The organism is Chitinophaga sp. CC14 (genome assembly GCF_048957795.1).
Classification (GTDB): domain Bacteria; phylum Bacteroidota; class Bacteroidia; order Chitinophagales; family Chitinophagaceae; genus Chitinophaga; species Chitinophaga ginsengisegetis.
In genome coordinates, this window is sequence record NZ_JARBFY010000005.1 from 1,455,348 (window position 1) to 1,471,732 (window position 16,385).

Below are 16,385 nucleotides of genomic sequence, written 5' to 3' on the forward strand. Positions count from 1 at the left end.
ACAGTTAGAAGGTCAGGTTTAAGTTAATACCAAAGCTTTTCACAGAGGGCGTTTCCAAACTGGATACGCTTCCGGTATACTGATCAAGATCCATATTGCGTGTCCCCTTCCCGGTGAAGTACAATAAGTTCCGGCCTACCGCGGAGATGCTGGCATTATGGATAAAATGAGTGCGTTCCAGCATTGCGGAGGGGAAATTATAAGTAAGCACTACTTCCCTCAGTTTGGCGTAGGTGCGGTTACGGGCAAGATTATATCCCGACTGATAATAGTTCCTGGCCCATGTTTGCCAGAGCACCGGTTTATCATTGGGTGCGAACACTCTTGTGTCGGCAACAATTTTCCCGTCCTGGTCGGTGCTGAGCTGACCGGATACGATCCTTTGTCCGTTTGTCATTACAGATCCTTTCCAGTTGGGATCATCGCGGTGGTTCCAGTCGAGCAACCGGTATGGACTGGCCGATTCCGGTGCTGTGCCGGCGCTCCACTGGTAGCCATCCAGGTAGTTGTTGATGAGTCCACCGAAGCGGCCATCCAGCTGGAAGGAGAAGCTGATTGCTTTATAGCGGAAGCTGTTGTTAATACTGGCTTCAAAATTATTATTTGCGTAGCCTATGCGGGTGGTATATGGATTATAGGCAGGTAATCCGTTGGTGCCTACAATCATTTGTCCTTTATCATCGCGTTGGAAGTCGGTGATGTAATAGGCATCTGCGCGTTCACCGAGGTGGATATTGCCGTCGCGGGTAAGCACCCCGTCGATTTTATCCAGCCAGCGATGGGAAGTGGACCAGTTGATCAGCGTGTTCCAGGAAAAGTTTTTACGGGCAACAGGAGTAGCGGTTACCGTAAGCTCCCATCCTTTGCGCAAATAGGTATATGCATTTTTCTGGATGGTATTTACACCGGAGCTGTTGGATACCGTTACGTTTACAATACCGGGGCCTTCCACGTTGCGGTACCGGGCGAGGTCAAATCCGAGGCGGTTATGCAGGAACCTGGCTTCCATTCCCACTTCCACGGTTTTGATCCTGGAAGGGAGGATATCAGGATTATACAGTGTACCGGAGTAGGAAACACCCACATTGTTGTTCCACCTGGTAGAATAAGTTGAATAGGAAGGGAGCAGGTTATACAGGTCTGTGGGTTCAGTACCAAGATCTGTAGCCACGTTGGCATATGAACCGCGGAGTTTAAGATAAGAGATGGCCCTGGGCAGTTTAACCATATCCGAGATAACAGCGCTCAGGGATACAGACGGATAAAAGTAGGTGTTATTTTTTACCGGCAGTGTGGACGATTTATCAAAACGGCCGGTAACACTCAGGAAGAGATAGTTTTTATAGTCGAGGTCCAGGAAGCTGTAAGCACTGGATACCTGTTTGGTCGCTCTGGTGTTGGTGGGCGAATTAGGCAACACAGAATTGGACAAAGTGTATACACCAGGCACTACAAGCCCGCCGAGTGTGGCGCCGGTCATTTGCTTATAGGAAAGGGTTCTGAGGTTGCCATACAGCGCGCCGTGAAAATGGAAATTACCATAGGTATCGGAATAGTTCAGTGACGCTTCCGTATTATTTTCCCATAATTGGGTGTATGATTCTTCATATCCTCCTACAATATTATAGGGAGAATAGAAAGTACCGGATACCGGGTAACGGGTAGAACGGTTCAGGGTATAGGTACTCACGTTTGTTCTGGCGCTGAATTTAAATTTGTTGCTGATGGAATAATCCATTTTGATATAGCCATAGAGGTCATCTTTATAATAGCCGCGCAGATTTTCATAGGCAACCAACCAGGGATTATTATAGAGGGTATATTCCCTGCTGTATGCCTGGATGCCTTCTTTGCCGGGCTGCCAGTAGTTGCGCAGGTCTCTTACGTCGTAGTCCACACCGCCCCAGATGGTCATCAGGTAAATAAGGCTTTGCGGGCCGTAGCCGAGTGACGGATAATTTTTAGTGTATTGTTTATTGTAGTTAATATTTGTTTCAAAGCGCACTTTGGATCCGACGTTGAGGCCACCGTTGAAACCAAAGTTGGTACTGGCTACCTGGGAATTGGGGACAGTTCCTTTCTGGTAGGTTTGAGATACCGATAGACGCATATCGCCTTTATCGTTATTAGCGGAGATAGCGATATTGTTGGTACTGAGTAATCCGCTACGAAGGAAATTTTTCAGGTTATCCTTTCCTCTTGCTTCCCATGGGATGGGTACTAGTTCCCCGGTAGATGGATCTACCGGGCTGTTATACTGGGTGATCAGCTGCCCTTCGAACCGTGGGCCCCAGATAAAATAATCGTTGTCATTGATGCCGCTTCCTTTACCATCTTTGAAGGCGTATTCAAATCCATCGCCGGCGCCGTATTCTGTCTGGTATTTCGGGATGGCGTTATAGCCGGTTTGCAGTTGTGTGCTGGAATTAAACTCCACGGAGAATCCGCGTTTATCTTTAGAGCCTCTGCGGGTGGTAATAATGATAGCACCGTTAGCGCCCAGTGCGCCATACAGTGCTGCTGCGCTGGCGCCTTTCAGTACCGAGTAGGATTCGATGTCATCCGGCGCCAGGTTCCATGAATCTGATTTTACGATCACGTTATCCACTACGATCAATACACCGGAGTGACCGCGCAGTAATATGCCGGGATCCCCGAAAAGATTGCTGCTGGCAGCGATGGTGAGACCTGCCACTTTCCCGGTGAGAGAGTTGATGGCATTCGGTTCACGCGCCTTTACAAGGTCGGCGCCCTTTACCTCCTGTACCGCGAAGCCCACGGCTTTCTTTTCTTTTCTAACCCCGAGCGCGGTGACTACCACTTCGTTCAATCCCCCTTTGGAAGGAATCAATTGTACTGTCAGGGGCTGCTCATTGTTCACGGTCATTTCTTTTGCGGTGTAGCCCACAAAACTGAAAGTAAGGGTACCGGGTACCTTCATGTTAATGGTGAAGTTTCCTTTCAGGTCGGTGATAGCTCCTTTGTTAGTGCCTTTCAGCAAAACCGAAACACCGGTTAATGGTTGTGCATTTTCATCTGTTACAATTCCTTTGATTTCTTTTTGTGCAAAAGCAGCTGGCAACGCAGCCCATAAGCTAAGGGCAAGTAAGAGCGTTAATTTCATGATAGAAGATTTTGGTTTTTTTCATTAATTGATCACTGTACGTGGCTGATGGTTGACGGATGAAATATTAAACTACTAAACCTTTGTTTAGTAATATTAAACATTAATTTTGAGAAATGTTTATTTATACTAAACTTTTTATTTCAAAGAAATGCCGGCGATAGAGATGATCAAAAAATATAAACTGAAAACGCTTTTAATTGAATATATTAATAAGCAAGCAGCGAATTGTACCAATAAATAAATGACATTTCCCTGAAAGTTATTGCTATAGTGTATTACAAACACCTGTTAATATATAACGCCGGTCAGTCATGCAGATGCACCATCCGGTTCTTTTATTAAATTTTTCTGTCCCGGATTATAAAATACTGGAAATATTAACTACACTTGTGTTTAGTATTTGTATTTATTAATTAAAATACTGGCGATGATTCGTTACCGGTTTTTATACAAAGTCTTTCAAACAGTGCTGCCTGCGCTTTTCTGTTTTACAGCCGGAGCGCAACAATACCAGCCCAACTGGAAAAGCCTGGACAAGCGGACGGTTCCCCAATGGTTTATGGATGCGAAGTTTGGCATCTTTATTACCTGGGGCGTATACGCAGTTCCCGCTTATGCACCGAAAGGCCAGTATGCTGAATGGTATCAGTACTGGCTGCAAACGGGTGCATTCAAAGGCGATGTAGCCAGCTATCACCGGAAAGTATTTGGTAATAAAACCTATTATGAGCTGGCAAACGATTTTAAAGCTGAACTATATAATCCACGCGAATGGGCACAGCTGATTGAAAAATCGGGGGCAAAATATGTAGTACCGGTAGCCAAGCACCACGATGGCTTCTGCTGGTGGCCGGATGAATATGCCAATAAAACCTGGGGATTCCCCTGGACCGCAGCAACCGTAGGCCCCAAACGGGATCTGCTGGGAGATCTGCTCACTGAAATAAGAAAAACCTCCGTAATGCCCGGTGTTTACTTTTCATGGTATGAATGGTACAACCCTTTATATAAAGCCAACCCGGAAAAATACGCCCTGCAACATGCCATACCACAGGCAAAAGCGTTAATTGAAAAATATAAACCGGTTGTTTTCTGGACGGATGGCGACTGGGAAGACAGCGATACCACCTGGCACGCCACTGAATTCTTAAGCTGGTTGTATAATGAGAGTGCGGTAAAAACAAATGTGGTTACCTACGACAGGTACGGCAAGGGAATCCGGTTTAAACATGGCAGTGTATACACCCCGGAATACCAGCCCGACATGGATTTCGGGGATCATTACTTTGAAGAAAGCAGGGGCATCGGCTTCTCTTACAGCTACAATAAAGTGGAAGATATCCAGGACTATAACTCCCCTGAAACGTTGGTGCTTCTTTTGAGCGACCTCGTAAGCAGAGGCGGCAACCTGTTGCTGGACATTGGTCCCGACGCCTCTGGTAAAATACCACCCGTTATGCAGGAACGGCTGTTGCAAATGGGCGCATGGCTGCAAAGGAATGGCAAAGCCATTTACAACACCCGCAAATGGATCAGGCCATGCCAGTGGAGCAGCGGCAGGCGTGATTACAAACCTCAAAGAGCTGAGGGCGACTTCAAAGCCAACGGTGATTTTATCCTGAAACTTACCACCGATCCTGATCCCGGATATGCAGTAAAAGAATGCTTCTTTACTACCCTTCCCGGCACCGGTGAAATATTTGCCATACTGCCTAAATGGCCCGCCGGTAACCACTTCACCATAAAAGACATACAACCGGAACACGGCGCCACGATCCGGCTGCTGGAAACAAATGAGGCATTATCATGGAAACAGGCGGGAAAGGATATAATAATAACCTTCCCCACATTTCATCCCGACAAGTATACCAGCAAATACGCCTACGCTATCAGCATTCTATAAATCTTAACATAAAAGAAAATGGATAGAAAAGAATTTTTAACGAAAACCAGTCTTGCCAGCGGCGCCTTATTATTTCCACGCTACCCGGAATGGAAGCCTTCGCGTAAAAAGATCCGGTTTGGTGTGATTGCCGACTTACACCACGATATCATGCATGACGGACCAGAGCGCTTATCTGCCTTTATTAATAAGATGAAAGATGAATCGCCTGATTTTATTATACAGATGGGTGACTTTTGCTATCCTAAAAAAGAAAACCAGCCGCTGATGGATATCTGGAATCAGTTCAAAGGACCCTCCTACCATGTAATAGGGAATCATGACACAGATGGCGGCCATACCCGCGAGCAGGTAGTGGCCTTCTGGAAGGCCAAAGGCAGATACTATTCGTTTGATGCAAATGGGTTTCATTTCATCATACTGGATGGCAATGAGCATAATGAAAGTAAATCCAGACCACCGGGATATGCCCGTTTCATATCGCTCACACAACTGGAGTGGTTAAAAAAAGACCTGGAAAACGCCACAACACCTACTATTGTATGTTGCCACCAGGGACTGGATAACGACGCAGGCGGACTTGAAAACGGCACGCTGTTGCGGTATACACTGGAACAGGCTAATCAGGGTAACAAACAGAAAGTGATCATGGTACTGAGTGGTCATCATCACCAGGATTATTACAACTACATCAACGGCATCCACTATGTACAAATTAACAGCGCCTCCTACCAGTGGCTGGGCGACGAATACAAGGAGATCCGTTATTCTGAAGCGGTGGACAAAGCACATCCCGCAATAAAATACACCGTGCCTTATAAAGATCCGCTTTGGGCCACGATTGAAATAACGGATAACGGCGTTATCACCATAAAAGGTAAAAAAACGGTTTTTGTTGGCTCATCGCCGGAAATGCTGGGTGTAAAACTTGTGGAATACATCTATCCCATTGTGCCTGTTATATCGGACAGAACACTCAAAGTGTGATTTCTCACTTATCTTCTTTTCACATGAAATATATATTAGGCCTGCTGGCATGCACCACGTTATTATTGTCGTTTACTTCTTCCAAAACCGGAAGAAAAATTCCTTTAACGGTAATTACCTACAATGTATGGAATGGATTTGAAGGCGACAGCCAGCGCAGAAATACATTTGTAAACTGGGCCAGGCAACAGCATGCCGATGTAATCGCTTTTGAAGAACTGAATAATTTTACACAAGATTCATTTGCAAAGCTGGCTGCCACATGGGGACATCCATATGCGGTTATTCTGAAAGAAAAAGGTTACCCTGTTGGCATTTCTTCCCGCTATCCCATCACCAATATATACCGGCTGATGCCAGGCATGCATCACGGATGTTTATATGCAGAAATAAAAGGAACCGGTTTCTTTGTGGTACACTTCTCTCCTTTCAGCAGCGCCAGGAGATTACAGGAGGCCGGTGCAGTGCTCCATGCCATACAGGAAAAAGAGAGGGCCGGAAAACCAGTCATCATCCTCGGAGATTTTAATTCATTTACACCTTACGACAGTATCTTCTATACCCACACCGGCATACGGGATAGTATGCAACTTGCGCAGGAAAAGAATTCAGTATTACAGAACCTGGATGAAAATAACCAGATCGATTACAAAGTAATACGTACTTTCCTTGATGCCGGTTTTTATGACAGCTATTCACTATTCCATAAAAAATTTGAGTCAAGCTATCCGACCAGGATATACCCGGCAGTTCCTCTAAGTGAAAAAATAAAGATTGATCATATCCTCCTTTCCAAAGAAATAAAAGACAGGTGTAAACAAGTAGAAATAATTAAAGATGCTGTTACAGATACCTTATCTGATCATTATCCCGTGAAGGCTGTTCTGTTTATTTGAATAAATAAGATATTCATGTTTATTGCCGGGCACAGGGGTTTAAGGGGTGAAATAAATCAAAGTTTCAATTCTGCCGAAATTACCCCAAATTGCAGCCTTATCCAGCAATCATAAACATTGAACGCAACAAACGAAAAAAACGACGAAAAAAGCCTTAAAAGAGGATTACAGAACAGGCATATCCAGCTGATTGCCCTGGGCGGCGCCATAGGCACCGGCTTATTCCTGGGCATAGGCCCGGCAGCCGTACTGGCGGGACCGTCTGTTATTTTGGGCTATGCACTGGCCGGTATTATTGCTTTCTTTATTATGCGCCAGCTGGGCGAAATGGTGGTGGAAGAACCGGTATCCGGCAGTTTCAGTCATTTTGCCTATAAATACTGGGGCTCATTTGCAGGTTTTTCTTCGGGATGGAATTACTGGATTCTTTATATCCTGGTGAGCATGTCGGAACTGACTGCCATCGGCGTATATGTGCATTTCTGGTGGCCGGAGATCCCGTTATGGTCTTCCAGTCTTTTTTTCTTTATTGCTATTAATGCGTTAAACCTGAGTTCTGTTAAAGTATATGGAGAGGCAGAGTTTTGGTTTTCCATCATAAAGGTAGTGGCGATCATCGCCATGATCGTTTTTGGTATTTATTTACTGATAAGCGGAAGCGGCGGTGCCCAGGCCAGTATTCAGAATCTCTGGAACGACGGCGGATTTTTCCCGCGGGGATTATTGCATGCCGACGGTAAAGGCGGTTTCCAGGGATTGTTTGCAGCCATTGCCCTGATCATGTTTTCATTTGGCGGGCTGGAACTGATTGGTATCACTGCCGCAGAAGCGGACCAACCGGAAAAAACAATCCCAAAGGCCACCAACCAGGTGATTTACCGTATCCTGATCTTTTATGTGGGCGCGCTTGTTATCCTGTTTTCTTTATCGCCGTGGAAAAGTATTACTACCGACAGCAGTCCTTTTGTAATGGTATTTGAGAGCCTGAAGGGATTCCAGTTTTCTCTTTTTGGCAAAACCATCTATTTCACCAGCCTGATTGCAAATGTGCTGAACCTGATCGTTTTAACCGCGGCCCTTTCCGTTTACAACAGCTGCGTATACAGTAACAGCAGGATGTTGTACGGTTTGTCGAAGCAAGGCAATGCACCCGCATTTCTATCTCAACTAAATAAAAATCATGTTCCTGTAAAAGCGATTCTTGTATCAGGATTGTTTGCTGCGATCTGTATTGTGGTAAATAAAGTGATCCCTGAAAAAGCGCTGGAGGTGCTGATGTCGCTGGTGGTGTCTTCACTGATCATCAACTGGCTGATGATTACCGTAGTACATCTGAAATTCAAAAAGAGTAAACGGGACGCGCAGATCCAAACAAAATTCCCTTCCTTTATTTACCCGGTGTCCAATTACATTTGCCTGGTGTTCCTGGTGGGTATCCTGATCCTGATGTGGATAACGGGGATGAAGCTACCGGTAGAACTGATCCCGGCATGGGTGGCGTTTTTGTATGTATGTTTTTTGCTGGTGAAGAGGAATAAAGTCAGGAGGGTGATACCATCCTGACCCATCACTACTTCATCACCTGGTTAAATCCGTACCGCAAATTGATACTCGCTATAAAAGCGCTGAAAGGGTCTTTCTCCTTCAGGTAATTATCAATGCCTGCTTCCGCCACAATCCAGATGCTTTTCGCAACCCTGAATTCAGTGCCGAAATTGAACAGCAGGGACTTTTCCAGGTTATCATAGTTTTGATACTTAAACTGCGTTTCCGCAAATCCCCTGAAGCCGGAGGTGCCCAGGTAGTAGCGTACATTCACCGTTGCATTGATGAAAGTGCTGTCTTTAAACTCCGACCGGGGCAGGCTAAAACTACCACCCAGCAACAGCTGGCTGCTTTTCCCGATGCCCAATGCCCAGGTGAGCCAGGTATTGAAGGAAGCGAAGCCGGCATTTTTAATCAATGAATCGCGGGATTGCCCTACCCATGCAATGGCGCCATCCAGGCGGGTAGCGTTCCAATGTTCGCTTTTAAACTTTTCTATCAGGTCATCTACTGCTGTGTAATATTTCTTTTTATCGGTGTCGTATCCTTTTTTAAAGGCATCGTAGCTGGCCTGTAAAGCGGTATCCGGATTTTCTTTGAGATATGCTTCTGCTTTATTTTCTGCGAAATCCCAGAACTCTTTATCGTGTTCTACTCCATACTGTGCGCGCTCTGCAGGTGGCACTTCCTTATGTACAATAATGATCCAGTTATTTTTAAATTCCCGGAGCGCTAACTGTGCCTGTTGTTGTGCAACAAAAACAGCTTTTCTTTTTGCAGCATTCAGTAACAGGTCGTCTTTCTTCCTGACAATAGAAAACCGGTAGCCTACGGCCAGTTTAGAGGATACATTCCCGGAGTCGACAATCGCACCGATACTAAAGGAAGAGTTGTACCAGAACTTCCTTTTGCCATAATCTTCCAGTGTCCAGTTTTTGCTGGCCAGTTTACCGGGAGAAAATTCCACCGCGAAATTTCGTGGGATCACGCCCGGGCTGTTTGAATAAAACGGGGATAAACTGAGCGCAAATTTTTGAATATCCGATGGGCGCAACAGGTTGGAAGGATCTGCTCCCAATGCTTTAAATGCCGGCATGTCCGGCACGGAAAAGTTTAGCAGGTAATGCTCGGTGCTGTCTGTTTTAAACTGCGCAGATGCCTGAAAAGAAATCAGGGATAACAGCATACATATTTTTCTCAGTGCTGACATACATGTGTTTTAAATCAATCCTGTTTAGCGATTAACTGCAGTAATATATCTTCCTGTTTGCCGGTAACATCCGCACCTAATGTAGCGGTGGCGCCATAGCCAACCTGATCGCTGCCTATTACTTTGGCGGTATTGAAATCGTCGCCCTGCAACACGCTTACCCTTAATTTATAACCGTTGTCGTCCTCATACTTCCTTACCCTGAAGGAAATATCCAGTACTCTTTTATCAAAATTTATTAGTGGTTCACCGGGTTTGTAGTCGTTTTGAACGAGGTAATAATCCGGTTGCGGCAGTTCGTTGCTGTTTTGCCGGAGGGGCTTTGTTAATATGGGCAGTTCATCGGCGGTGGCCGCCCACATCTGGTAGATGTAAGTAATAAAGTAGATGCCGGTCATTTCTATCCTTATCCAGATTTTTCCGCCATCAGGGTCATAGGCTACCTTTTTCATGATATACAGATTAGAACCTAAAAATAGATATTCTGGCGAGACAATGGTATAATTCTTACTACTTCTTAAAAAAAAGTGCTTAACAAAGGATTAACCAATTACACTACTCACTCCGTTGTAATGCCTATAAATACTGGATCTCCGGGAAAACACCGGCTCCATCCCCTTCCCCCAATAACAACGCCGGCTACTATTTTACCGGCAGGAAAAAAATACTTCCAAAATGTATTACCCAAAACGATAATTGATTTGTCTTATTAATAACGATACACTTTTCCGGAAGAGAGGTCTCGAATTAAAAACGCTAAATAATAAAAAAATGGAAAGTACAGTGCGTCAGCAAGTTTCTATTATTGAACATTATCTTAAAAATTATAAAAAAATCGACAAAATGATTTTAAGAGTTCTGACTTTTCTATTGTATATTTTTTTTATCTCCAACGATGCTTCGCGTCTATCAATTAAAAACCCAGCTGATTTTACCGTTGTTAATGATGATCATGAGGAGGTTTCTTTCTATTTAGACAATATGTCCGGTATAAATTCCACTATTACATTCAGTCCTGCAGCAGCAACGGAATTTAGTACAACTTCATCATTCAATATAAACAATGAAATAGAAATTGAGTGTATCAAGGGGAACAGTTGGAATTCAAAGCGGGTATACCTGATAAAGTTTAAGCGAGTCGTCAATAAACAGATGCGTTTACAGGTAATAAAAGATAATAGTGAGTTATATAGAGACAATAGTGGGCTATACAAAGATAATTGCGAGTTATGTAGGGATAATAGTGGGTTATGCAAAGATAATAGTGAGTTATGTAGAGATAATAGTGGGTTATGCAAAGATAATAGTGAATTATATAGAGACAATAGTGGGCTATACAAAGATAATAGTGAGCTATGGAAATACAATAGTGAGTTGTGCAAAAACAAAATCGGGTTATATAAGGCTAATATTGGATTATGTAAAAATAATAGTTGGCTATATAAAGAATCATCTTGCAAAAAGATACTCAAACAATATAAAACAAGGGACAACAAATCATTCAATCTGATCACACATAGATTTCTCACCGTTTAGTCAGCATTAAATAATGCTAAAAAACAATTGATTAATTATTCACTTTAATTAAACAGGGAATCATATGTCTGACCACAACAACAACTTCAACGAAAGTTATGGAGAAATAAAGCTGCGGATTGAAAAACGTTTTCCCAGTTTCGACCCGGAAGATGTAAGGGATGCGATAGGAACCGCTATACTGGGCATTTTCCTGAGAAGAAATGACGAGGTTATTAACAATTTGGAAAGCTATCTTATGAATGCAACAAGATTCAGATTAATGGGTGAAGCTAAACGTAAAAAAGAGAATAAGGCAAAAGAGCGCTCAGTAACCCAGGCGATATATGATTCGGAAAACCCAAAGGTAGAAATAGATCCCTGGGACCGTGCGTATTATACAGAATTTATACGGGAAAATATTCACAGGCTAACAGACCGGCAGCAGGAAGTGATCCTGCTTACATTGGAAAATAAGAGTATAAAAGAGATTGCCGCAAAGCTAAAGGTCAGCAGAAATACTGTTAAAAAACATAAAGACAATGCAAAGAAAATCCTTTATTCCATTTTCAAATCGAAAGAAGCCGATTTCTTCACTCAATAATATAATCCTCCATTTATGCTGAAAATTTCAGATCTCGCAAGCTTGCTGTTAAAGTTTCATCAGAACAAATTAACAGATTACGAAAGGCAACTCCTTGATGGCTGGAAGAGCGAATCTGCTTTTAATCAACAGAAGTATAACGAAATCACTAATCCGGAACTAGCTGAAAAGAAAATGCAACTATTACTTGACACAATGGGAAACCCACGCCCTTACCCACCCGGGAAAAGAAAACGCAGTTATAAAACAAAGAAGAGTAAAAAATGGGGCTTCCATATGTCCTGATCACTCAAAATCTTTGTGCGTTCTTTTTGTGGAACCAGCCCTGCTGATGTATGAACTGTATTAAAGGTAATAGTACGCCTTTAATACAGTTCTTTTGTTTTATGTTTAAAATGCCCTGTCCGCCCCGTTTCCCTCCAAAATGATTACCTTTTTATAAAAAAGCCCGGATTTCTTTTTCTGCTGCTGACATAAGGTTGTCATACCCGCCTGCTACTTTTACATCAGACAATAAAAATTTCATCCTAAAACAATCCATATGAGCAACACAAACATTTTAAGAGGATTTGCCACACTGACCTTTTACGCAGCAGACCACGAAGCCGCAAAAAAATGGTACACTGAGTTAACCGGTATTCCTCCTTACTTTGAAAAGCCCGGCTATGCAGAGTTCCGCCTGGGCGACTATCAGAACGAACTGGGTATTATCGACAGCAAATATGCGCCAAAATCAGCCGGCAACGGACCCGGCGGCGCTGTTATTTACTGGCATGTAGATGATATCCAGGCGGGGTTGGAAAAATTACTGCAACTGGGAGCTACCGCCTTTGAACCTGTTACAGAGCGGGGACATGGATTTGTTACAGCCTCCGTGGTGGATCCTTTTGGTAATATATTGGGCATTATGTACAATCCTCATTATGTGGAGGTATTGAAAGCCAACGAAAAATAACACCACCGCCGGTCAGGGCCTTTTTCCCAACCGGCTTTTTTTATTTATAATTATTTTCCGGGAGATAGACCAGCAGCAGTTATTGCTGTAATGCAATCACAGCACTATCTTTCGTAAAGCGGGTGTCCTTTACGGCGCCGGTGCCATTGAACCGGTACTGCACACCAACAATGCCGGAAGGCGGATTGGCGATGGTGAGCGCCGCGGCGGCGCTATCGTTCACAAAAAACTGCATATGCCTGTCTTTTGCCACCACGCGGAGTTTTACCCATTTTGTCAGGTCGGCGCCAAATTTTGAGAGGTCGGTATTCCTGCTTTTGATGACAGTGCCGGCGGCAAACAGGGAGAGATCCCCCACGCATCCGGGAGCGCACAGCGGGATGGAGATCAGGTCATTTTTGCACAGGATCAGCACTTCTACGCGCTGACAGGCAGCGGTGCCCTGCTGAAAATCGCTTTTCAGGGTTGTTTCAAAAGTAAAATGATCCGTTTTTATGTCGCCCAGGGGTTGTACATTATAGAAGCGCAACGCGGGAGGAACGGGTTGCAGCGGAACGTGATACGCCGACAACAATGCTTCGTCCACTTCTATTCCGTTTCCTTTTGCTACTTCGCTTTTCCGGAAATACAGCGGCGTACCCGGCTCCTGTTCTATCATGGCAAGCCAGCCACCGGAGCCGATCATCAGGTCGTGCTCCTTTATGATCTGCTTACCCACCATTAATTTCGCCTTGAAATAACCCGGCTCATAGTAAATAGCCGTGTATGTTTTTTCTTTTGCAGATACCGGTATTTTCCTCCTGATATCCCAGGTTTGCGCAATGAAAACAGAATCATTCCCTGCTGCGGCGGCGTTATAATTGAAAATAACAGAATTGGGTACGCCATCCGCTACCACTTTATTGGAGCTGAAGGAAAAAGCGGTTGTATCAAGCGGTTTCCCCGGTTTGGTATTGGATAACAGTAAGGCATATACGAGGATTCCCAGCGGTATCAGGCCCAGCAACCAATAAGTCCATTTACTACGTTTCCGCGGCACTGCGGCGGAGGCATCGCCAGGCGCCGTATTTACAGACGTGATATCATCACCTGGTAAAAGCCCGGTGGTTTCATCGCCGGTTGCCGCAATTGTACCAGGCCCCGGCAACAAGGTAACGAGGCGCTTAAACTCCCGCCAGTCCGCATACCCGGCAAACTGCGCCAGGGTGTTCAGCGTGGTGGTGGCGGGCATATTGGTGTACTTCAGTTTTCCCCACAGCCGTTTCAGGGTGGTAACACTCAATATTACCCCGGTGGCTTCTTCTATAGCTGCACTTAGTTTTTCAAAATCATAGCTGGTCCATTCGCTGGCGTCGCCCCGGTTTAACCGGGCTTCTGCCAGCTCCAGACACTTTCGTATATAATTAATCTCAAAACTATTATTCATTCCCTGGTAGTCTGTTACAAGCTTGCACAGATTTGCACACACTTGATGCGCCAATGATTCGCCCTGAAATTAGTTATTATTCAGATTTGCTGCAGCATTTAAAATTAAAAATACTGGTCATGACAAAAATCCGCATCGCGTGCTTATTCCTATTGCTTCCATTATGCGTAGCAGCACAAAAAAAGAAACCTGGCCAACAGGAGGTTATCAAGGTACCGCTGGAAGCCGGGCACTGGGCATTCCAACCCGGCACCGTGGAATTTATCACCTATAAATCGGTGCCGGCCATGAAGCTGTTGCACTCCAACGACACTGTAGTGCTGAAAGATCTCGACTTTACCAACGGTACCATTGAATACGACGTACAAGCTACCTCCCCTTTTGCGTCGTTCTATTTCAGGCGTATGAGCCGGAAAGAGAATGAATGTTTCTATTTCCGTACACCTCTTTCCGGTACAGGCGACGCCGTACAGTATGCACCGCATATCGATGGTATTAACCTGTGGGATATGCTGGATCAGTACCAGGCAGCCGCGTGGTTTTCCAAAGACGACTGGAGCCATGTGAAGCTGGTTATTTCCGGCAAACAAATGCGCGTGTATGTAAACGATACCTCCCGGCCGGTGCTGGAGGTACCGCGACTGGAAGGCAACACCTGGCATGGCGGCCTGGCATTCGACGGACAGGCGATCATTGCCAACCTGGTGGTGAAACCGGATCAAACGGAGGGATTGCCCCCCGGTGAAGGCATTGATATCACTAACAATGACGCTTCCTATCTCCGCACCTGGCAAATTTCACAGCCTGTGAATACCCCCGAAAAGATTGATTTCAGTATGGCATGGAAGCCCGGCACGGATGCACCCTGGGAAACCATCCGGGCCGAAAGAAGAGGACTGGTCAATGTAACCCGCAAATTTGGCAGCGCTGAAAACCGCGCCCGGCGCATTGTGTGGCTGAAAACAAATATCCGCTCCGCCGTAGCGCAAACCCGGCAGCTACACCTTGGCTTTAGCGACGAGGTATGGGTTTTCATAAACGGGAAGTACCTCTATGTAGATAAAAACCGGTACGGTTCCCCGCTGGTGAAGCAACCGGATGGCCGTTGCACCGTGGATAACGCATCCTTTCCCCTCCCATTGGTGGCCGGCGACAACGAAGTACTGATTGCCCTGGCCAACGATTTTTATGGCTGGGGAATAATGGCCAAACTGGATAAGTTTGAAAATATGACCTTCGACAAATAACCACTCCTTCCGCCAGGCAGCCCCCGTGAGGGTTGCCTGGCTTTACGGGGATTACCGCATTCCCCATCTCTCCCGGAAAAAAATACCCGGAAAACACCACCCCAAAAATATCATGCAGAAATAAGTACTTAAATAGTGGAAGTTTATTTTGTTTCCAATAACTTTAGGTACCATGAAACAGACATTGGCAGATACTGAGCTGACCGGGCCGGTACAGCAAATGAAATATGCTACCACAGACCCCGATGGCAAATATTACGGGTACGAACTCTCCTTTTTTGATGAGAAAGGATTATTGCTCAAATGGGAAGATTATACCGCCGGCCACGAATTGGATAAAACCCTCGTTTATACTTTTGATGACCAGGGAAACCTGCTGGAAAAAGCGCTGACCTCCGCAGCGAAGGGGCCTATCTACAAAAACAGCTATTTTGAAAACGGTACCCTGAAAGAATGCATCGAATACTATGGGGAAGATACCTTCTACACCCGGTATGATGAAGCAGGTAATGTGCTGGAGCAACTGGAAAACAACGACCCCCTGCCCGTAGAGGAAGATCCCTACAACGAGCAATGGGAAACCAATACCAGCACAGATGACGATGGCTGCCGGATAGAAATTACCCGCTACTATTCTTTTGATGCGCTGATGGAAATCACTAAAAGTAAGTATAACAGCCGGCAGCAATTACTGGAAGAATACAAATTCCAGGACGCCGACGGTTTGGCCGGTAACCATGCAGTAGAAACCACTATTTGCCACTACAATGAACAGGGACATCTGACCGCGAAAATATGCGACCGGAATACCACCACCGGTACTGTAGAAAGAACGGTGCACCGGTATGAATTTACCTACGACCTTCATCATAACTGGATAGAAAAAGTGGAAATCATGAATAACAGGATAACGGATTATAAAGACAAAGTCCGTTTTATCCGCCGGAGAGAGATTTTATACGCTCCATAA

14 protein-coding genes are annotated in these 16,385 nt (G+C 45.0%); 10 read left to right on the forward strand and 4 right to left on the reverse strand.

Annotation, left to right across the window (positions count from 1 at the left end; all coding sequences use genetic code 11):
• Positions 1-4: 4 nt before the first annotated feature.
• On the reverse strand, positions 5-3,124 hold the full coding sequence (locus PV783_RS25455) for a SusC/RagA family TonB-linked outer membrane protein (RefSeq protein ID WP_420990091.1): 3,120 nt from the start codon (positions 3,122-3,124) through the stop codon (positions 5-7).
• A 430-nt stretch (positions 3,125-3,554) separates the two neighbouring features.
• Here PV783_RS25455 and PV783_RS25460 point away from each other — a divergent pair, with 430 nt between their 5' ends.
• From PV783_RS25460 to PV783_RS25475, 4 genes are all read left to right on the forward strand, one after another.
• Entirely contained in the window at positions 3,555-5,030 is a 1,476-nt protein-coding gene (locus tag PV783_RS25460; RefSeq protein WP_420990092.1) for an alpha-L-fucosidase, read from the forward strand.
• Positions 5,031-5,048: 18 nt separating this feature from the next.
• A complete protein-coding gene (locus tag PV783_RS25465) occupies positions 5,049-6,017 on the forward strand; it encodes a metallophosphoesterase family protein (RefSeq protein ID WP_420990093.1) in 969 nt (322 codons plus the stop codon).
• Positions 6,018-6,040: 23 nt separating this feature from the next.
• Complete coding sequence (locus PV783_RS25470) at positions 6,041-6,913, forward strand: endonuclease/exonuclease/phosphatase family protein (RefSeq protein ID WP_420990094.1); 873 nt, start codon at positions 6,041-6,043, stop codon at positions 6,911-6,913.
• A gap of 117 nt (positions 6,914-7,030) precedes the next feature.
• The gene (locus PV783_RS25475) at positions 7,031-8,476 is read left to right on the forward strand and encodes an amino acid permease (protein ID WP_420990095.1); all 1,446 of its coding nucleotides are present in this window, start codon (positions 7,031-7,033) and stop codon (positions 8,474-8,476) included.
• 7 nt (positions 8,477-8,483) lie between these two features.
• On the opposite strand, the gene PV783_RS25480 is transcribed toward PV783_RS25475, so the two are convergent.
• Entirely contained in the window at positions 8,484-9,668 is a 1,185-nt protein-coding gene (locus tag PV783_RS25480; RefSeq protein ID WP_420990096.1) for a hypothetical protein, read from the reverse strand.
• Positions 9,669-9,682: 14 nt separating this feature from the next.
• A complete protein-coding gene (locus PV783_RS25485; protein ID WP_079470089.1) occupies positions 9,683-10,120 on the reverse strand; it encodes a hypothetical protein in 438 nt (145 codons plus the stop codon).
• A gap of 319 nt (positions 10,121-10,439) precedes the next feature.
• Here PV783_RS25485 and PV783_RS25490 point away from each other — a divergent pair, with 319 nt between their 5' ends.
• The 4 genes from PV783_RS25490 to PV783_RS25505 all read left to right on the forward strand — a co-directional run bounded on the left by PV783_RS25490 (position 10,440) and on the right by PV783_RS25505 (position 12,742).
• The gene (locus tag PV783_RS25490; RefSeq protein WP_420990097.1) at positions 10,440-11,204 is read left to right on the forward strand and encodes a hypothetical protein; all 765 of its coding nucleotides are present in this window, start codon (positions 10,440-10,442) and stop codon (positions 11,202-11,204) included.
• Positions 11,205-11,268: 64 nt separating this feature from the next.
• Positions 11,269-11,787 (forward strand): sigma-70 family RNA polymerase sigma factor, encoded by a 519-nt coding sequence (locus tag PV783_RS25495; RefSeq protein WP_111577459.1) that lies wholly within the window; start codon positions 11,269-11,271, stop codon positions 11,785-11,787.
• A gap of 15 nt (positions 11,788-11,802) precedes the next feature.
• Positions 11,803-12,072, forward strand: coding sequence for a hypothetical protein (locus PV783_RS25500; RefSeq protein WP_111577460.1), 270 nt, complete (start codon positions 11,803-11,805; stop codon positions 12,070-12,072).
• A gap of 256 nt (positions 12,073-12,328) precedes the next feature.
• Positions 12,329-12,742, forward strand: a complete 414-nt coding sequence (locus PV783_RS25505; RefSeq protein WP_363437940.1) for a VOC family protein — start codon at positions 12,329-12,331, stop codon at positions 12,740-12,742.
• A 79-nt stretch (positions 12,743-12,821) separates the two neighbouring features.
• On the opposite strand, the gene PV783_RS25510 is transcribed toward PV783_RS25505, so the two are convergent.
• On the reverse strand, positions 12,822-14,168 hold the full coding sequence (locus tag PV783_RS25510; protein WP_420990098.1) for a hypothetical protein: 1,347 nt from the start codon (positions 14,166-14,168) through the stop codon (positions 12,822-12,824).
• A 119-nt stretch (positions 14,169-14,287) separates the two neighbouring features.
• On the opposite strand from PV783_RS25510, the gene PV783_RS25515 reads away from it, so the two are divergent.
• Both PV783_RS25515 and PV783_RS25520 read left to right on the forward strand, forming a co-directional pair.
• Positions 14,288-15,415: a hypothetical protein gene (locus PV783_RS25515; protein WP_420990099.1), complete on the forward strand. Its 1,128-nt coding sequence runs from the start codon at positions 14,288-14,290 to the stop codon at positions 15,413-15,415.
• Between the two features lie 172 nt (positions 15,416-15,587).
• Complete coding sequence (locus tag PV783_RS25520; protein WP_420990100.1) at positions 15,588-16,385, forward strand: hypothetical protein; 798 nt, start codon at positions 15,588-15,590, stop codon at positions 16,383-16,385.

What these genes read in the sequence shown, in the direction of transcription:
- PV783_RS25515 (WP_420990099.1), top strand. Translation starts at nt 14,288, where the DNA reads ATGACAAAAATCCGCATCGCGTGCTTATTCCTATTGCTTCCATTATGC.
- PV783_RS25465 (WP_420990093.1), top strand. Translation starts at nt 5,049, where the DNA reads ATGGATAGAAAAGAATTTTTAACGAAAACCAGTCTTGCCAGCGGCGCC.
- PV783_RS25510 (WP_420990098.1), bottom strand. Translation starts at nt 14,168, where the DNA reads ATGAATAATAGTTTTGAGATTAATTATATACGAAAGTGTCTGGAGCTG.
- PV783_RS25500 (WP_111577460.1), top strand. Translation starts at nt 11,803, where the DNA reads ATGCTGAAAATTTCAGATCTCGCAAGCTTGCTGTTAAAGTTTCATCAG.
- PV783_RS25505 (WP_363437940.1), top strand. Translation starts at nt 12,329, where the DNA reads ATGAGCAACACAAACATTTTAAGAGGATTTGCCACACTGACCTTTTAC.
- PV783_RS25470 (WP_420990094.1), top strand. Translation starts at nt 6,041, where the DNA reads ATGAAATATATATTAGGCCTGCTGGCATGCACCACGTTATTATTGTCG.
- PV783_RS25460 (WP_420990092.1), top strand. Translation starts at nt 3,555, where the DNA reads ATGATTCGTTACCGGTTTTTATACAAAGTCTTTCAAACAGTGCTGCCT.
- PV783_RS25495 (WP_111577459.1), top strand. Translation starts at nt 11,269, where the DNA reads ATGTCTGACCACAACAACAACTTCAACGAAAGTTATGGAGAAATAAAG.
- PV783_RS25455 (WP_420990091.1), bottom strand. Translation starts at nt 3,124, where the DNA reads ATGAAATTAACGCTCTTACTTGCCCTTAGCTTATGGGCTGCGTTGCCA.
- PV783_RS25480 (WP_420990096.1), bottom strand. Translation starts at nt 9,668, where the DNA reads ATGTCAGCACTGAGAAAAATATGTATGCTGTTATCCCTGATTTCTTTT.
- PV783_RS25485 (WP_079470089.1), bottom strand. Translation starts at nt 10,120, where the DNA reads ATGAAAAAGGTAGCCTATGACCCTGATGGCGGAAAAATCTGGATAAGG.
- PV783_RS25490 (WP_420990097.1), top strand. Translation starts at nt 10,440, where the DNA reads ATGGAAAGTACAGTGCGTCAGCAAGTTTCTATTATTGAACATTATCTT.
- PV783_RS25520 (WP_420990100.1), top strand. Translation starts at nt 15,588, where the DNA reads ATGAAACAGACATTGGCAGATACTGAGCTGACCGGGCCGGTACAGCAA.